This is a genomic window from Tenebrionibacter intestinalis (assembly GCF_016632365.1).
In the GTDB taxonomy this organism is placed as follows: domain Bacteria; phylum Pseudomonadota; class Gammaproteobacteria; order Enterobacterales; family Enterobacteriaceae; genus Tenebrionibacter; species Tenebrionibacter intestinalis.
In genome coordinates, this window is record NZ_JAEPBH010000027.1 from 17067 (window position 1) to 34265 (window position 17199).

The 17199-nt window shown below is 58.2% G+C and carries 17 protein-coding genes; 2 read left to right on the forward strand and 15 right to left on the reverse strand.

What is annotated here, in order from left to right:
- Positions 1-19: 19 nt before the first annotated feature.
- From cvpA to pdxB, 8 genes are all read right to left on the reverse strand, one after another.
- Positions 20-505 (reverse strand): colicin V production protein, encoded by a 486-nt coding sequence (gene cvpA, locus JJB97_RS11235; protein WP_238714107.1) that lies wholly within the window; start codon positions 503-505, stop codon positions 20-22.
- Between the two features lie 176 nt (positions 506-681).
- Positions 682-1335, reverse strand: coding sequence for a cell division protein DedD (dedD, locus tag JJB97_RS11240; RefSeq protein ID WP_238714108.1), 654 nt, complete (start codon positions 1333-1335; stop codon positions 682-684).
- Entirely contained in the window at positions 1325-2590 is a 1266-nt protein-coding gene (gene folC, locus JJB97_RS11245) for a bifunctional tetrahydrofolate synthase/dihydrofolate synthase (protein ID WP_238714109.1), read from the reverse strand. The genes dedD and folC overlap by 11 nt, the downstream gene beginning before the upstream one ends.
- 60 nt (positions 2591-2650) lie before the next feature.
- Positions 2651-3571, reverse strand: coding sequence for an acetyl-CoA carboxylase, carboxyltransferase subunit beta (gene accD / locus JJB97_RS11250; protein WP_238714110.1), 921 nt, complete (start codon positions 3569-3571; stop codon positions 2651-2653).
- 547 nt (positions 3572-4118) lie between these two features.
- Positions 4119-4784 (reverse strand): DedA family protein, encoded by a 666-nt coding sequence (locus tag JJB97_RS11255; protein WP_238714111.1) that lies wholly within the window; start codon positions 4782-4784, stop codon positions 4119-4121.
- Positions 4785-4807: 23 nt separating this feature from the next.
- On the reverse strand, positions 4808-5617 hold the full coding sequence (truA, locus tag JJB97_RS11260) for a tRNA pseudouridine(38-40) synthase TruA (protein ID WP_399198453.1): 810 nt from the start codon (positions 5615-5617) through the stop codon (positions 4808-4810).
- The gene (locus tag JJB97_RS11265; protein WP_238714112.1) at positions 5617-6630 is read right to left on the reverse strand and encodes an aspartate-semialdehyde dehydrogenase; all 1014 of its coding nucleotides are present in this window, start codon (positions 6628-6630) and stop codon (positions 5617-5619) included. The genes truA and JJB97_RS11265 overlap by 1 nt, the downstream gene beginning before the upstream one ends.
- Before the next feature lie 56 nt (positions 6631-6686).
- Complete coding sequence (gene pdxB / locus JJB97_RS11270; protein WP_238714113.1) at positions 6687-7823, reverse strand: 4-phosphoerythronate dehydrogenase PdxB; 1137 nt, start codon at positions 7821-7823, stop codon at positions 6687-6689.
- A 236-nt stretch (positions 7824-8059) separates the two neighbouring features.
- Here pdxB and flk point away from each other — a divergent pair, with 236 nt between their 5' ends.
- Entirely contained in the window at positions 8060-9070 is a 1011-nt protein-coding gene (flk, locus tag JJB97_RS11275) for a flagella biosynthesis regulator Flk (protein ID WP_238714114.1), read from the forward strand.
- A gap of 170 nt (positions 9071-9240) precedes the next feature.
- On the opposite strand, the gene JJB97_RS11280 is transcribed toward flk, so the two are convergent.
- Entirely contained in the window at positions 9241-10416 is a 1176-nt protein-coding gene (locus JJB97_RS11280; RefSeq protein WP_238714115.1) for an MFS transporter, read from the reverse strand.
- Positions 10417-10636: 220 nt separating this feature from the next.
- A complete protein-coding gene (gene fabB, locus JJB97_RS11285) occupies positions 10637-11857 on the reverse strand; it encodes a beta-ketoacyl-ACP synthase I (RefSeq protein ID WP_238714116.1) in 1221 nt (406 codons plus the stop codon).
- Between the two features lie 158 nt (positions 11858-12015).
- Between fabB and mnmC the strand changes: the two genes are divergently transcribed.
- Positions 12016-14013 carry a bifunctional tRNA (5-methylaminomethyl-2-thiouridine)(34)-methyltransferase MnmD/FAD-dependent 5-carboxymethylaminomethyl-2-thiouridine(34) oxidoreductase MnmC gene (gene mnmC, locus JJB97_RS11290; RefSeq protein WP_238714117.1) on the forward strand — a complete coding sequence of 666 codons (1998 nt, stop codon included), beginning with the start codon at positions 12016-12018 and terminating at the stop codon, positions 14011-14013.
- A 37-nt stretch (positions 14014-14050) separates the two neighbouring features.
- On the opposite strand, the gene JJB97_RS11295 is transcribed toward mnmC, so the two are convergent.
- The 5 genes from JJB97_RS11295 to mepA form a co-directional block, all read right to left on the reverse strand.
- Positions 14051-14482 carry an ester cyclase gene (locus tag JJB97_RS11295; RefSeq protein WP_238714118.1) on the reverse strand — a complete coding sequence of 144 codons (432 nt, stop codon included), beginning with the start codon at positions 14480-14482 and terminating at the stop codon, positions 14051-14053.
- Positions 14483-14713: 231 nt separating this feature from the next.
- The gene (locus JJB97_RS11300; protein ID WP_238714119.1) at positions 14714-14992 is read right to left on the reverse strand and encodes a YfcL family protein; all 279 of its coding nucleotides are present in this window, start codon (positions 14990-14992) and stop codon (positions 14714-14716) included.
- Between the two features lie 26 nt (positions 14993-15018).
- Positions 15019-15564 carry an elongation factor P hydroxylase gene (locus JJB97_RS11305; protein ID WP_238714148.1) on the reverse strand — a complete coding sequence of 182 codons (546 nt, stop codon included), beginning with the start codon at positions 15562-15564 and terminating at the stop codon, positions 15019-15021.
- Complete coding sequence (locus JJB97_RS11310) at positions 15564-16361, reverse strand: sulfite exporter TauE/SafE family protein (protein WP_238714120.1); 798 nt, start codon at positions 16359-16361, stop codon at positions 15564-15566. The genes JJB97_RS11305 and JJB97_RS11310 overlap by 1 nt, the downstream gene beginning before the upstream one ends.
- A 12-nt stretch (positions 16362-16373) precedes the next feature.
- Positions 16374-17198 carry a penicillin-insensitive murein endopeptidase gene (gene mepA / locus JJB97_RS11315; protein ID WP_238714121.1) on the reverse strand — a complete coding sequence of 275 codons (825 nt, stop codon included), beginning with the start codon at positions 17196-17198 and terminating at the stop codon, positions 16374-16376.
- Between the last annotated feature and the right edge of the window lies 1 nt (position 17199).

Genomic DNA, 17199 nt, shown 5'->3' on the forward strand with positions numbered 1-17199 from the left:
AGCCACATCTCCGGCGCTGTTACCGGGGCAAGAAACTTGACGAGCTTTGCAGATAGTCAAAAAACCATCTGAAGATGGGACTGAATTGTGGAATAAGCTGCGACTTCTGCCAGTCGGCGCTTTTCGCCATGCCGGTGAATGTATCAAGAAAAAACAGTATCGCGGCGACAATCAGCACGCCCCTGAGCGCGCCAAAGCAAATCCCCAGGACTCTGTCTGTACCTGAAAGGCCCGTTTTTTCAACCAGTTGACCGATCACGTAGTTCACCACCGCACCTACGACAAGCGTCGCGATAAACAGCAGCGCGATCGCTATTCCGTTACGCACCAGCGCATCGTCAAAGCCAGTGAACCAGGTTGCCAGATAGCTATAGTAATGACTTGCCACGAAAAAAGCACAGCCCCAGGTTACCAGCGACAGCGCTTCACGCACAAATCCACGAACAAGGCTCACAAGACACGAAAAGCCAATAACAGCAATAATGGCGTAATCAATCCAGACCATATAAATTCCGCGCTAACTTGCCCTGACATCCTGCTCGGGGCGCATTCTAACAGAAAAAGAAAACGTTTGCGTAGGGATTTCCTTCCCCCGCGCCAGAAGAAAAAGGGGGTAAAAAAGCGCCGCTTATTACCCACCGTTTCAGTATAAGGGCCCTTCCGCTCAGCCCAAAGCCTGCGTCAGGGGACGTAGTTCATCACCACGCCGCTTAGCCCGGAAATCTTTTGTAGATCCCCAAGCGTCGATTTGAGCCTGTTTTTCGAGGCGTCCGGCCCGACCAGGATACGGGTAATTTTCCCCTGTACCGGCGTGGAAGGAACCGTGTAAGCCCGGAATCCCGCCGCACGCAGGTTAGCCACAATTTCACGGACCTTATCGGCATTCTTCAGCGCCCCGAGCTGCACCACATACGCTTTACCTGACGGCGCGGCATCCTGCTGCGGCGTGGTTTTGGGCGCTGGCGCAGGCTGCGGTTTAGGCACAGGCGCCGGTTTCGGCGCCGGCTGTGGTTTAGAGACAGGCGCTGGCGGCGGTACATCGTCAACGTCTGTTGGAACATCATCCGGCAGCGTTGACGGATCGAGAGTGACGGAGGCGCTGCTGGCGCGCACCTCTTCTGCTGCGCCTTCCGGCGGCTGTGACGGCAGCGACTGGCTGGCTGGCGGCAACATATCCGGATCGTTATTGTCACCCGCTTTAGGAACCAGCGGAATGGCGGCAAACTCATCCTGATAATGTTTTTTCTGTCCGTCCAGCAGGCCCGGCAGCACAATCACGCCCAGCGCGACCAGCACGATTGTCCCCACTAAGCGATTCTGAAACTTACTCGCCACACCTTTCCTCCGCATCAAGGATTTCCATTACGTGCGCCACCGTGTGGAATGAACCGCAGACCAGCACGGTATCGGCCGGTTCAGCCTGCGCCAGCGCCGCATGCCAGGCATCGGCCACGCTGTCGAAACGCAATCCGCTCCCCACATGCGCAAGCAGTTGTTCCGCCGTTGCGCCGCGCGGCCCTTCCAGCGACGCGCAATACCAGCCATCCACCAGCGGCTCCAGACAGGCAAGCGTGCCCGCAATGTCCTTATCACGCAGCATCCCTGCTACCGCCAGTAATTTCCCTGCCGGCGGTTCACTGCGCAGCCTGTCAGCAAGATAGGCCGCCGCGTGAGGGTTATGGGCCACGTCGAGGATAACGCGCGGCGATTGGCCCAGGATCTGAAAGCGCCCCGGCAAACGCGCCTGGCGCAGCCCTTCGCGCACTGCGGTTTCGCTCACCGGCAGGCGGCTTGCGCGCAGCGCGGCCAGCGCGGTTGCAGCGTTAGGCAGCGGCACCTGCGGTAACGGCAGATTATCCAGCACGCCTGACGCGTCGCGAAAGCGCCAGCCGTTTCCAACGCGTTCATAATCCCAGCGGATCCCGCGACGCAGCAAAAACGCGCCTTTTTCCTGAGCGACAGCCTCCATTGACGCCGGCATATCAGGCTCGCCCACCACCGCCGGTTTATCGGCACGAAAAATGCCTGCCTTTTCACGGCCAATGCTTTCGCGATCCGGCCCCAGCCAGTCGGTGTGATCGAGCGCAACGCTGGTGATGACGCCGACGTCGGCATCCACAATATTCGTGGCGTCCAGCCGCCCGCCCAACCCGACTTCAAGGATAGCCACGTCCAGCGAAGCCTGCTTAAACAACCACAGCGCCGATAGCGCGCCATATTCAAAATAGGTCAGCGATGTGTCGCCACGCGCCGCTTCAATGGCGGCAAAAGAGGCGGTATGGCGCGTCTCAGGCAGCTCTTCACCCTGCACGCGCACGCGCTCGGCGTAGCGCAGCAGATGCGGCGAACTGAACACCCCTACCCGCAGCCCGGCGGCCAGCAGCATGGTTTCCAGCGTACGGCAGGTCGTTCCTTTCCCGTTAGTGCCCGCGACCGTAAAGACAAACGGCGCAGGGTTGAGCACCCCCAGCGTCGCCGCGACGGCGCGTACTCGCTCAAGGCCCAGATCGATGGATTTAGAATGCAGATTTTCCAGATAAGAAAGCCACGTGGCCAGGGGCGACGTGGCCTGGGGAACGCGCGTTTCCATAGTGCCCTTCGGGTTCTGAAATACGAAGAGCAGGGCCGTAAACCCTGCTCTGTTTTACTGTCAGGCTTCGTGGCCCTGCTCCGGCGCCTGCGGTACGTCAAGCGGATCGCGCGGCGCATCCGGGTTCGGCGCAGGCTGGTTGGTCAGCTTCGCCAGCACGCTCGCCAACTTCAGGCGCAGCTCCGGACGGCGGACGATCATATCGATCGCGCCTTTTTCAATCAGAAATTCGCTGCGCTGGAAGCCCGGCGGCAGTTTTTCACGCACGGTCTGCTCAATAACGCGCGGGCCGGCAAAGCCGATGAGCGCCTTCGGCTCAGCAATGTTCAGATCGCCCAACATAGCGAAACTGGCAGATACGCCGCCCATTGTCGGGTCGGTCAGCACGGAAATATACGGCAACCCGCGCGCCTGCATTTTCGCCAGCGCGGCGCTGGTTTTCGCCATTTGCATCAGCGACATCAGCGCTTCCTGCATACGGGCGCCGCCGGAGGCGGAAAAGCAGATTAGCGGGCAGCTATCTTCGAGCGCCTGTTCCACAGCGCGCACAAAGCGCGCGCCCACCACAGACCCCATTGAACCGCCCATAAAAGCGAATTCAAACGCTGCGGCAACCACCGGCATGCCGTGCAGCGTACCTTTCATGACCACCAGCGCGTCTTTCTCGCCGGTTTCTTTCTGGGCGCTTGCCAGTCTGTCTTTATACTTTTTGGAATCACGGAATTTCAGGACGTCTTTCGGCTCAAGCTCACTGCCAAGCTCTACCAGCGAACCTTCGTCAAGAAGGCTGTGCAGACGATCGCGCGCAGCCATGCGCATATGATGGTCGCACTTCGGGCAAACGTCGAGATTGCGCTCCAGCTCAGCGCGGTAAAGTACCTGCCCGCAGCTATCGCACTTAGTCCATACTCCTTCAGGAATGCTCGCTTTGCGCGTCGGAGTAACATTGCTCTTGTTAAGAATTCGTTCAATCCAGCTCATTGATGACCTTTCTGCCTGAACCTGGTCGGTGCCAGTTTTCTTTCGCTGCCTGTGAGCGGCATCATGCCATTTCCACCGCCCGCAGACCATAAATGTCGCCCATTAAAACACAACGCCCGGCCACTTTGGATAAAAAACTTGCCCAAACCCGGACGCTCTGAGCATTCTCTTTAAAAAATCTTTTATATCAAAAAGTTAAACAATATAAAAAAAAGTGAATTTTTACCCTTTCCTTGCGCGGGCGATATGTTTGTGAAGCGCTGTTTCACAGCAATGGCGTACTTAGCTTATTTTGTTGACGCTTTACGTATGGCTTACGTCGGTTGCCGGGGCTGTATCCGGACGTAAGCGGCCTGATTCCCTGTTCGGGTCTGCATAACCGGCTCACCCTCAAGCGCCGCTCTCGCCGCTTTGTTTAATTCACTGAAGCCGCTGCGTTAACAGCGGGTACTCACGTAGCCGCCTGTTTGCTTTGCGTGTGCTGGCCGCGATACGCCTCTGAGTTTATACACCGTCACGGCGGCGCACAGTCAGGATAAAAACGCTGTTATCGCGCCTTTGCCTGACGCGCGGCGGCGCGTTTATGGCGAATAATCTCAACAACGCCGGGTAAAATGGACACAGCGATAATGGCGACAATCAACAGCTTCAGGTTTTCCTGAACCACCGGCAGATCGCCAAACAGATAGCCTGCATAGGTAAACAGCACCACCCACAGCAGCGCGCCGATAACGTTGTACGCCGCGAAGCGGCGATAGGACATATGCCCCATACCCGCCACAAACGGCGCAAAAGTGCGAACTATCGGCACAAAGCGCGCCAGAATAATGGTCTTGCCGCCGTGTTTTTCATAAAACATATGCGTTTTATCAAGGTAGCTGCGGCGAAAAATTTTCGAATCCGGGTTGCTGAACAACCGTTCGCCAAATACCCGGCCAATGGTGTAATTCACCGCATCGCCGATAATCGCCGCCGCCACCATTAACCCGACCATCACATGCACATTAAGGTCGTTAGACGGCAACGCGGCAAGCGCGCCCGCCACAAACAGCAGCGAATCACCAGGTAAAAACGGGGTGACTACCAGCCCGGTTTCACAAAACAGGATCAGAAACAGGATCGCATAAACCCATATGCCGTACTGCGCCACCATTTGCGCAAGATGCGCATCAATATGCAGAATAAAATCAATAATGAAGCGGATAAACTCCATAGCCGTTATTCCCTCTAAAAATATCAGTCCGCCAGAAACAGCGGCCCCATTGGGGGCTGTGGAAGCGCAAACTCGGCAGGATAATCTACGCAAACCAGATACAGCCCTTCAGCGCGCGCCGTCGCGCCCGCCTGCGTACGATCTTTCGCTGCCAGAAGCTGCGCCATCCACGCTTCTGGCTGATTACCGCAGCCAATTTCCAGCAGGCTGCCAACAATATTACGCACCATATGATGCACAAACGCATTGGCCTTAATATCCACCACCACATAATTACCATAGCGCGTCACATCAATGTGCATCAGGTTGCGCCACGGCGTGCGCGACTGGCACTGCACGGCGCGAAACGACGTAAAATCATTTTCGCCTAACAGGCACTGCGCGGCGCGATGCATACGTTCAGCATCCAGCGGCGCATGATAGTGCGTTATCCCCTGCTGCAGTACCGCAGGGCGCAGGCGATGATTATAGATAATATAGCGATAACGACGCGCCGTTGCGCTAAAGCGCGCATGAAAGGTTTCCGGCACCGCCTTCACCCAGCGTACCGCAATATCCGCTGGCAAACTGGCGTTTGCGCCAAGCGTCCATGCCGCGTCCTGGCGATGCGCGCGGGTTTCAAAATGCACGACCTGGCCGGTAGCATGAACCCCTGCGTCTGTGCGCCCGGCGCAAAACACGGCGATTGGCTCTGCGGCGATTTGCGAGAGCGCTTTTTCCAGTTTTTCCTGTACGCTGCGCACTTCACGCTGGCGCTGCCAGCCGTAATATTTACTCCCGTCGTACTCAATGCCCAACGCTATTTTCTGTACCGGCATCTCCTGCTGCGTCATCAGTACAAATACTCCTGCACCAGTTTCTCAGCAATTTTCACGGCCATCAGCGCACCGCCGAAACGAATGTTATCCGCCACCGACCAGAACTGTACCTGTTCCGGTACGCCATAGTCGTTGCGCACGCAGCCAATGGATAACCGCGCGCTGCCGGTAGCATCGCCCACCTGGGTCGGGAAGTCGTTTTCATCGAACAGCGCAATATCTTCACAGCGGGTGAAAGCATCGCACGCCTCCTGCGCCGCCAGCGGGCGCAGCGCTTCCACATTTACAACCTGCGCGTGACCGTAAAATACCGGCGCCTGTACGCAGCTTGCCGAAAGCGCCAGCCCGTCATCCTGTAAAATCTTTCGGGACTCGTCCACAATGCGGCGCTCCTCGCGCACGCTGCCTTCGCTGTCCGGCAACAGCGGCAGCAAGTTAAAGGCCAACTGGCGACCAAAGTAGTCGTCTTCATCAACAGGCATACCGTTAAGCAGACGCGCGCTCTGGCCGGCCAGCGCATCCACCGCCGCTTTACCCTGCGCCGATGCCGGGAGCAGGCTGGTGACCTGCACGCGAGACAGCCCGCCATCGTCAATAATCGGCTTTAGCGCCGTCAGCAGTTGGCTGGTGAGGCTGTGCGCCGAGGCGATAATATTGCGGTTACGGTAGTCGGCCAGCACGAACGGATTGACATCCGGCACCACCAGCGGCACATCCGGGTCAAGCGAGAAAACCCCGCTGGTGTCTATGACCAGACAGCCGGCGCTTGCCGCTTCATCCGCATAGCGCGCCGACGCCTCGGCGCCGGCGACAAAAAAGGCCAGTTGCGCGCGGGTCCAGTCAAATTCCTGCACATTTTCCACAGGCACGCTTTTACCGCCAAAGCGTAGCATTTCGCCCTCACTTTCCTGGCGCGCCAGCGCAATTATCTCTCCCACCGGAAACTGACGCTCGGCCAGCAATTCAAGCAACGCCTCGCCAACGGCGCCCGTAGCGCCCAGTACGGCGATATTCCAGCCTTCAGACATGGTGGTTTACTCCAGAAAACACATTTGCCCACGGCTGCGGGCAAAAGACATTGAGATTAACGGATCGGGTGATAAACGGCGCTAAAACCCAACCGATGCAGCCGTTGCGCTGCATCGGCGTCGTCACACTGCACATACAGCGAAGACCACTCCCGGCGCTCGCGATAATGCTTGCGTAACTTATCAAATTCACCCGGCTGAGCGGCCACATGGCGCAACAGCGCATCATCGCGGCGCACATCATACACCAGATGCACCAGCCTTTTCAGCGTCGTCTCATCAAGCGCGCCGTGTAACGCCAGGCGCACCACCTCCGGCGAAGGCAGCAGCGTATCAAGCGCCACCTGGTGCGGCGTGCCGAGGAATGCCGTATAGGCTTCAAAGACCTGCGTAGTGCCGCGCGCCTTGCCTTCCAGCGTGTAACCGGCGATATGCGCCGTGCCGATATCCACTTTGTCCAGCAGCGCAACGTTCAGATCCGGTTCGGCTTCCCATACGTCAAGTATCGTGCTCAAGCGCTGGCCCGCATTAAGGCGTTTTAGCAGCGCGGCATTATCCACTACCGGCCCACGGCAGGCATTAATCAAAATCGTCCCCGGCTTAAGCGCCGAAATCAGCGCATCATCGGCCAGATGCAGCGTTTTGTATGGGCCATCCTTATAAAGCGGCGTGTGAAACGTAAGGATATCCGCCTCACGCGCCAGCGCATCAAGCGTAAGAAAATCGCCTTCATCGCCACGATCGGCGCGCGGCGGATCGCACAGCAGCGTGCGCACCCCCAGCGTTTCAAGCCGCGCCTGAAGACGCGAACCGACGTTCCCGACGCCGACAATACCTACGGTACGCTCACGCAGCGAGAAACCGTCACGCTCCGCCAGCATCAGCAGCGCGGAAAACACATATTCCACCACGGCAATAGCATTGCAGCCCGGCGCGCCGGAAAAACCGATACCGGCCTGCTCAAGCCAGGCTTCGTCAACGTGATCGGTGCCCGCCGTGGCGGTGCCGACAAATTTAATTCTTTTACCGTCCAACAGCGCGGCGTTCACCTTTGTTACCGAACGTACCATTAGCGCGTCAGCATCGTTCAGGGCGCCCGGAGGTATTGGCCGGCCCGGCACCGCCGTGACCTCGCCAATACGGCTGAATAATTCACGGGCATAAGGCATGTTTTCATCAACAAGAATTTTCACGTTACCGTACCTGTTTTGTGCGTCATTCAGGGAGATTTGCCGTCAGGACAAATGCCGTTCAGGCAAAGCCGCAGACCAGCCGCCGCAGTCGACGCCCGCCCGATGTCTATTATGTGCGATGTCTGCCCGAACGTCCGCAATATGCAGTATAAAGACCGTAAGTGTGCCATAATCCCGCCGCCAGGCATACCTGACCTGTTACGCAATAATTTCTGGTAACGATGTAAGGAATTTCGATGACGCACTCCATCCCGGCCGCGGGAACGCGCCCTGTGGCTGAACCTCCAGGCGCCCCCCCAGACTCAGGCAATCAATCCCTCACTCCTGCGCAACGCACCATTCTGGAGCGTCTGATTACGCGCATCGTGGCCCTGAGTCAGGCGCAGAGTGCTGAAATATGGGCAGGGATGAAACACGATCTGGGCATTAAAAACGACCGCCCTTTGCTGGCGCAACATTTTCCGGCCGCCGAACAAAATCTCAACCAACGGTTAAACCACGCCCAGCAGCGCCACGCCGTGCGTCAGACGCTGCAACAGCTTACCGGGCAATTGCAATATGGCAATAACCGTCAGGCGGTGAGCGATTATATCCGCAGTCGCTTCGGCCACACGGTACTCAGCCAGCTTACTCACGCGCAGCTCAAAAGCGTGCTGGCGCTATTGCAGAATAATCAACTGGCCATTCCCCAGCCGCAACAGCGTCCCGCCACCGACCGGCCGATGCAGCCTGCGGAACATAACGCCCTTAATCAGCTCGCGGGCAAACTCGCCGCCGCCACGGGCGAATCCAACAAGCTTATCTGGCAATCGATGCTGGAACTGAGCGGCGTAAAGGGCGGTGAAGCGCTACCGGCGCGCCATTACTCTGTGCTGTCCACCTGGCTTACGGCGCGCCTGACGTTATCGCAGCAGGCGGCGCCCTCGCTGCAAACGCTCCAGGCGGCATTAAAGCAGCCGCTGGAGAACAACGAATGGCGCGAATTAACCCATTATGCGCAACAGCACCACCATGCTGCGCCGCAAACAATCCTGACCGCGCCGCAGGTGCAGGATATCCTTAACCACCTGTTCCTTAAGCGAATTGAGCGCTCGGGAAGCAGCACGCCGCCGCAGCCGGAACACATACAGCCCGTCTGGGCGCCGTTTATACCGGTTATTGAGCAGCTTAAAACACTCAGCAATCGCCCGGCCATTGGGCTAATAGCGCTGTTGCTGTTTATCGCGCTGCTTTGGATCCTGTTCTGAATACCGCCTCCGTCCGGGCGGCGGGCGTGTTGGCGCTTAACAGGCCTGGCCTGAACCGCCATAAAAAGACATAAAGAAAATCAAAGTATTGTTTTCGGTTAGAGGACAAAAAGGGAAAATCACGCTTTTGTCGTCGTTGCCATCAACTGGCCGCGCCTGCCGAAGCAAACTTATTTTCTGAACGCGATGAGCGTCACCGCAATCCCCGAAGCTGCGGCAATCGCGCCTGTCAAAAAAACTGACGGGTAGCCGAGCGAGGTAGCCAGCAGACCGGCGATCGGCCCGGTTGCCGCGTAAGCAATATCCTGAAACGCCGCATAACCGCCAAGCGCAGTGCCGCGCACCTGGGGCGGCACGCGCTTAACCACCTCAACGCCCAGCGCCGGGAAAACCAGCGAACAGCCGCAGCCGGTAAGCGCCGCCCCGGCCAGCGCCATCCAGGCGTTCTGCGCCTGCCACAGCAGCAGCAGCCCCACGGCTTCAATAACCATCGATACCAGCGCCACGCGCACGCCGCCGAAGCGGTCCGGCATCCAGCCAAAAAGTATACGCATCAACACAAACGCGCCGCCAAAGGCGGTCAGCGTAAAACCGGCCATACTCCAGCCACGGCTGGTAAACCAGAGCGAAACAAACGTACCTATTACCGCAAAACCTACGCCCTGTAGCGCCAGCCCAAGGCCGGGCTGCCAGATAAGCCCTATTACGCTAAGCAACGACGGCCTCTCGCCTTTAATCGCAGGCACCTTACGCACGCCGCCGTTGAACAGCCAGGCGACCAGCGGCAGCGCCAGGGTTACCGCCGCCAGCACGACATAGCCAAACCGGCCATGCAGCCAAAGACCAAGCGGCGCGCCCGCCGCCAGCGCGCCGTAAATCGCCATGCCGTTCCAGGACATCACTTTGCCGGAACGCAAAGGCCCGACCAACCCCATTCCCCAGGTCAGGGTGCCGGTCAATAGTTGGCTTTCGCCAAAGCCAAGCAGCAAACGTCCGACAACCAGCAGCCCAAATTTCGCCAGGGCTGATACCGGCAGCAGCGCTGCCAGCAACCATGCCGCGCCAGCAAGCGCACAGGCGATCATTCCCTGCATTGCCGAACGCTTCGCCCCTCGCCGATCGGCAAGTTTACCTGCATAGCCACGCGTCAATACCGTAGCCAGAAACTGAATGCCTACCGCCACGCCAACCATCACGTTGCCAAAACCCAGCTCCTGATGCACAAAAAGCGGGATGACCGGCAACGGCAGGCCGACGGTCAGATAGGTGAGAAAGACCGCAAAAGCAATACGAAACAGCGATACGCTGTCGGAGGCGGCATTTTTTGTTGTGTGTACGGCAGACATCAGGCTTATTCCATCAAAACAACCAGGCGGGCTACGCGCTGACAACCCATTATCAGGTCGGAAAACGCATTAAAGCAAACGCCTGCGAACAGGGAATACAGTGCAGGAAGTGCGCAAGTTTGCCGCCAGCGCAGTGCGGTGTCAATGGGGGCGTTCGGGAGTAAGGGGCGTAAAAAACGGGGCGCCTTCACCCCGTTTACAGACAGTCTGGCGCTGACGCTCAGGCACGGTATTTGCGCATTACCAGCGTCGCGTTAGTGCCGCCAAAGCCGAAGCTGTTGGACATCACCGTTGTCAGGCTGCGCTCGGTCGGCTCAGTGATGATGTTCATCCCTTTCGCCTGCTCGTCCAGCTCTTCGATGTTAATGCTCGGCGCAATAAAACTGTGTTCCAGCATCAGCAACGAGTAAATCGCCTCCTGCACTCCCGCCGCACCCAGAGAATGCCCGGTCATGGCTTTCGTGGCAGAGATAGCCGGCGTATTGTCGCCAAACACTTCGCGAATCGCCCCCAGCTCTTTTACATCGCCGACCGGCGTGGACGTGCCGTGGCTGTTCAGATAGTCGATCGGCGTATCAACGCCGTCCATCGCCATCTTCATACAACGCACCGCGCCTTCGCCAGATGGCGCTACCATGTCAGCGCCATCAGAAGTCGCGCCGTAGCCGACAATTTCCGCGTAGATATGCGCGCCGCGCGCCAGCGCATGTTCCAGCTCTTCGACCACGACCATACCGCCGCCGCCTGCGATGACAAAACCGTCGCGCCGGGTATCATAAGTGCGGGACGCTTTTTCCGGGGTATCGTTATATTTAGTAGACAGCGCGCCCATCGCGTCAAACTCACAGGCCATTTCCCAGCACAGCTCTTCACCCCCACCCGCGAAAACGATGTCCTGTTTGCCAAGCTGAATTTGCTCAACTGCGTTGCCAATACAGTGGGCGGAAGTGGCGCACGCGGAGCTGATAGAATAATTCACGCCGTGGATTTTAAACGGCGTCGCAAGACAGGCGGAAACACCGGAGGCCATCGCTTTAGTCACCACATACGGCCCCACGGCCTTCAGGCCACGCGGGCCGCGCATCGCATCGGCGCCAAAGACCTGAAACTTCGGGGAGCCGCCGCCGGAGCCGGCAATCAGACCCACGCGTGGATTGTTCTGATAAGTTTCTTCGGACAGGCCCGCATCCTGGATGGCCTGCTCCATTGAAAGGTAGGCATAAACAGACGCATCGCTCATAAAGCGTACAACTTTGCGGTCGATAAGGCCGGTGGTGTCGAGTTTAACATTGCCCCATACATGGCTACGCATGCCGGAATCTTTCAGCTCCTGAGAGAAAGCGATCCCAGAGCGCCCTTCACGCAGGGATGCCAGGACTTCCTGCTGGTTATTACCGATGCTGGAAACAATGCCCAGGCCAGTAATCACTGCACGTTTCATTCAATACCTCTTTATGTGGCGCTGTTTAGTCATTCGAGTCGCACAATAGCGTACAGTTGTACGCCGAACAAGTCCGATCAGACAAAACCGGGAGAAATTTGCACCCTTTTGCGTACCTCGCTAAGATCGCGCTACCGCCTGTCATACGAGCCGTTTACGTGAAACAAACATCTGTACAACCTGCCTGTCTGCACTTTAACGAAGAGGGTACACCTGTATCCCGAGAATTTGATGACGTTTATTTCTCTAATGATAACGGGCTTGAGGAGACGCGCTATGTCTTTCTTGACGGAAACCGGCTCACTGAGCGTTTTGCAGAACATTCCCGCAAACTGTTCGTCACCGCTGAAAGCGGTTTCGGCACCGGTCTGAACTTTCTGACGCTGTGGCAAGCATTTCGCGCCTTTCGCAGCGCGCACCCTGACGTAACGCTACGCCGATTGCATTTTATCAGTTTCGAAAAATTCCCGTTAACCGCAGCCGATCTGGCTGCCGCACACGCGTGCTGGCCGGAGCTGGCAGAGCTGGCGCAGGCGTTGCAGGCGCAGTGGCCGCTGCCGTTTGCCGGCTGCCATCGCCTGCTGCTTGACGATAACGTAACGCTGGATCTGTGGTTCGGCGACATTAACGACACGCTCTCGCAGCTTGACGATAGCGCCAACGGCAAAGTGGATGCCTGGTTTCTTGACGGCTTTGCACCGGCCAAAAACCCCGATATGTGGACATCCACCCTCTTTGAGGGGATGGCGCGGCTGGCGCGCGGCGGCTGTACGCTGGCAACCTTTACCGCCGCCGGTTTTGTGCGCCGCGGCCTGGAAGCGGCAGGTTTCGACATGCGCAAACGCAAAGGCTTTGGCCGCAAGCGCGATATGCTGGTGGGTGAACTGGCGCGTGTGAGCAGCACACAGCCGCGCGCGCCTTGGTATCATCGCCCGGCGGCCTGCGAGCGTGAAGCGGCGCTGGTAGGCGGCGGCATAGCCAGCGCCCTGCTTGCGCTGGCGCTGCTAAAGCGCGGCTGGCGCGTCACCCTGTACTGTGAAGATGCGCAGCCCGCGCAGGGCGCTTCCGGCAATCGCCAGGGCGCGCTTTACCCCTTGCTAAACGGGCACGATCCAGCGCTCAGGCAATTTTTTCCCGCCGCGTTTACTTTTGCTCGCCGCCTGTACGATACGTTGCCTGTAACATTCGATCACGACTGGTGCGGCGTAACGCAACTCGGCTGGGACGAAAAGAGCCGACACAAAATCGAGCAGATGCTGGCGCTTGCGCTGCCGCAGCCGCTGGCCTGCGCGGTAAACGCTGAACATGTACTGGAAAGTGCCGGGTTAGATACCGGCTGCGGCGGCATCACTTTCCCCAGCGGCGGCTGGCTGTGTCCGGCGCAGCTTACCGCCGCCTGCCTGACGCTTGGGCAACAGCAAGGGCTGGCGGTACATTATCAAAAGCGGGTAACGGATATCGTTTATGATAACAAACAGTGGCGGCTGCTGTTTGCCGACGGCGCACAGACGCAGCACGCTACGCTTGCGCTCGCCAACGGTCACCGTATCAATCAGTTCCCCCACACCCGAAAACTGCCCGTTTACGCCGTCAGCGGCCAGGTCAGCCATATCCCCACCACGCCACAGTTGGCAAAGCTGCGCCAGGTTTTCTGTTATGACGGTTACCTCACCCCGCAAAATCCGGCTAACCGCCACCACTGTATTGGCGCCAGCTACCATCGGGGCGTAACTGACCCGCGCTATAGCGAGCTGGATCAGCGGCACAATCGCCAGCGCCTGATTGACTGTTTCCCGGCGCAGGCCTGGCCACAGGAGGTCGATATCAGCGCGGGTGAGGCGCGCTGCGGCGTGCGCTGCGCCATGCGCGATCATCTTCCAATGGTTGGCGCCGCGCCAGACTATGATGTGACGCTTACGCAATATGCGACGCTTGCCGACTCACCGCACACCGCAGCACCTGCGCCGTGCCATCCGAATCTGTACCTGCTTGGCGCGCTGGGTTCACGCGGGCTGTGCAGCGCGCCGCTGGCCGCCGAAACGCTGGCTTCTCAAATGAGCGACGAACCGCTGCCGCTGGACGCGCAAACGCTGGCCGCGCTCAGCCCCAACCGATTGTGGATCAGGAAACTGCTGAAGGGAAAAGCGGTACAGTAAAACAACCCGGGTGCCCAACAGGCGGCCCGGGCTGACGTTACTCTCCAGCGTTATAAGCGTCATTAGCCGGAGCGGTTTTCAACCTCCAGCTTCCGCTGCTGCGAAATGAGCTGGCGGAAGCACAGGTACCTTCCATAAACTGGCAGTAAGTCATTTTGCCATTATTTACTTTCGCCAGAATGGAAAACGACGAGGTAAACGTTTTACCCACCGCTTTAGAGCGCCAGGTAAAACGGCCAGACACCGCCACATTTTCACCACTGGCGAACATATCACTCACCCTGAAGTCGGGAATATCCCGGTACTGCGCAACGCGGGTAAACGTGCTGATACCCTTTCGGGGCCTCTGCCCGGTTTTCAGCGCCGCTGTCATCTCCGGCTCTGGCCGCCTGGCTGCCATCATGCCTGTTAGCCGCCAGGCGGCGAAAACGGCGGGCATAGCCGCAACGATAGAGAATAGCGCGGGCAAAAAAGCCCCACTGCCAACCAATCTGGCATGATAAAACGCTGGCGGAGGGTTATCTGAATTAACCTTACAAAACCGTCTGCAAAGCCCGCAGCGGCAGGCAGGAATGAATGGCTCAGCCAGGTCTATGCCGGAGACTTCCGGTCTGGGCCATATTGACGGAGCGGCGGACGTTGCCGCATGCCCGAATGATGATTGAGAAGGCTAAGTAATGCGTTCACAAAAGGTCAAAAGCTAGCAGGCTTTCACCTGCCGGAACAGGTTATCCCACATGCCCATCACCAGCGCCTGATCGCGCGGCGACAGTTCGCCGGCGTGAATAGCTCTTTCCAGGCTTTGGGCAACGCAGGCGTAAACCGCATCGGAGGAGCGCTCGTCGCCGTTTTCCAGCTCCGCAACCGCCAGCGTCAGATGGCCGCGCAGATAACCGCTGGCAAACAGTTCATCATCGCTGGCGTGTTCCACCATTTCATCAATTAACGCCAGAATGCGTGCTTCAAATTCCGCGATCATCGCTTTTCCTCATAATAATCCGCAGCTCAGAGCGCGTCCGGCCACGGGAACTGTTCCGCCGCCAGCGGCGGCGTATGATAATAATCGCGCAGCGCCTTAATAAAGCGCGCCGCGCGCGGCGGTATGCCCTGTTCCAGATAGTTAAGGACCTGCGCATGCACTCTGCGCTGAAACGCAATACGGTCAGGCTCGACGTCGCCTTCCAGATTGTCACAGCTTACGTTAAACGGATAGCCCGCCGCCACGCAAAACAGCCAGTCAAAAGCCTGCGGCTTTACCTCCACGTCTTCAAATCTTTTCTGCGTTGCGCCATCGCGCCCGTCCGGGCAGTACCAGTAGCCAAAATCCACTTGCTCACGCCGCGCTTTACCGGCAATACACCAGTGCGAGATTTCATGTAGCGCGCTGGCGTAAAACCCGTGGGCAAAAACAATGCGGTGATAAGGCACCTGCGCATCCGCCGGAAGGTAAATGGGCTCGTCGTCGCCTTTAATCAGACGGGTATTAAATTCATCGGCAAAACAGCCGTCAAAAATATCAATCAGTTGCTGATAGTGATGTGTCATCGATATTACGCCATTCCCAGCCAGCGGAGGATTGCCTGCCCGTGGCTGTCAAATAATAATTTAGCGCTCATCACCGCCGAAACAATGACGATCATCGGGCGAATCAGGCGCTGGCCTTTGCTGAGCACCAGCCGCGACCCCATGCGCGCGCCAAGAAATTGCCCCGCCATCATAATAAAGCCGGTGCCCCATACCACTTTGCCGCCAAGGATAAACAGCAGCAGGCCGCCCACGTTGGAAGTAGCGTTCAGCACCTTCGCATGGGCCGTTGATTTCGCAAGATTAAATCCGCACAGCGTAACAAACGCCAGCGCATAGAAAGAACCCGCGCCAGGGCCGAAAAAACCGTCATAAAAACCCACGCAGCCGCCTGCCACCAGCGCGAACGGCAGGCCGTACAGGCGACGCTGGCGATCTTCTTCACCGAGTCTGGGCATCAGCAAAAAATAAAGCCCAATGCCGATGACCAGTAGCGGTAAAATCTGACGCAGAATATCGGCCTTAACATGCTGAACCAGCAGCGCCCCTGCGGTGGAACCGATAAACGTCATGGCGATATTGAGTTTCTGATCCGCAAGCTTCACCACGTTACGGCGAATGAAGTAGAGGCTTGCGGAAATGGAACCGCCGCAGGCCTGCAACTTATTGGTCGCCAGCGCCTGGGCGGGCGACATGCCCGCCGCCAGCAGCGCGGGCACCGTAAGCAGGCCTCCGCCTCCAGCCAGCGCGTCAATAAAACCGGCCAGCGCCGCCACAAAAAAAAGGACCGCCAGCAGCAGTGGCGAAACCATAAACCAGTCCATTACGCAGCCTCGTTAGAGAAGGTGATTATCCAGCAATGCCTGGCAGGAGGGCGGCAGCGCAGGCGGCGGCTTCTTCACCGGTTTGCCGCCGGGTTTGGCCGGTTCAAACCAGCTTTGCAACTCATAGCCGCAGCCGTCGCCCGGCGGCGGCGGCGGCTGGTCTACACACTCAAGGCTGCTCGCCGGGCAGCGCAGACGCACATGCATATGGGCGCGGTGAGCAAACCACGGGCGCACCTTACGCAGCCAGGCGCGATCGTCCTGGCCTTGCGTCTCGCACAATTTACGTTTGATCGCCGGATTAACGAAAATACGTGCGACGTCATTGTCCTGGGCCGCCAGTTTAATAAGCGAGCCAATCTGCGGCTGCCATAGCCTGTCAAGCACGCGCTTGCCATCAACCGCGACAAGATCGAGCGCCTGCGGGCGCGCCAGTTGAGTCGCGCTCCATCGCTGCTGCGGCAGTTGTAAAAAAATATCCACATCCAGCCCGGTCTGGTGGCTGGCGTGGCCGCTGTTAAACCGCCCGCCTGCCGCCATACCGAGATCGCCGATTAATAACGTTTCCATTCCAGCCTGATGGGCCTTGCGGCTTAGTCGCGCAATAAAGTTCAGCAAATCGGGATGCCCGAAATAGCGTCGCTTATCGACGCGCATAACCTGATAATCAGCCGCGTTCAGCGCCAGCGGCTGCGCGCCGACAACACAGCCGTTTGAGAACCCGCCGATAGACTGCGCGCTACCGGGAATGGGGGACGTTATTTTTTGCCAGGGCGTGGCAGCGCCTGCCGCGCCGCCGACAAGCAGCGCCAGCAGCGCAAGTAATGTTTTTTTCATA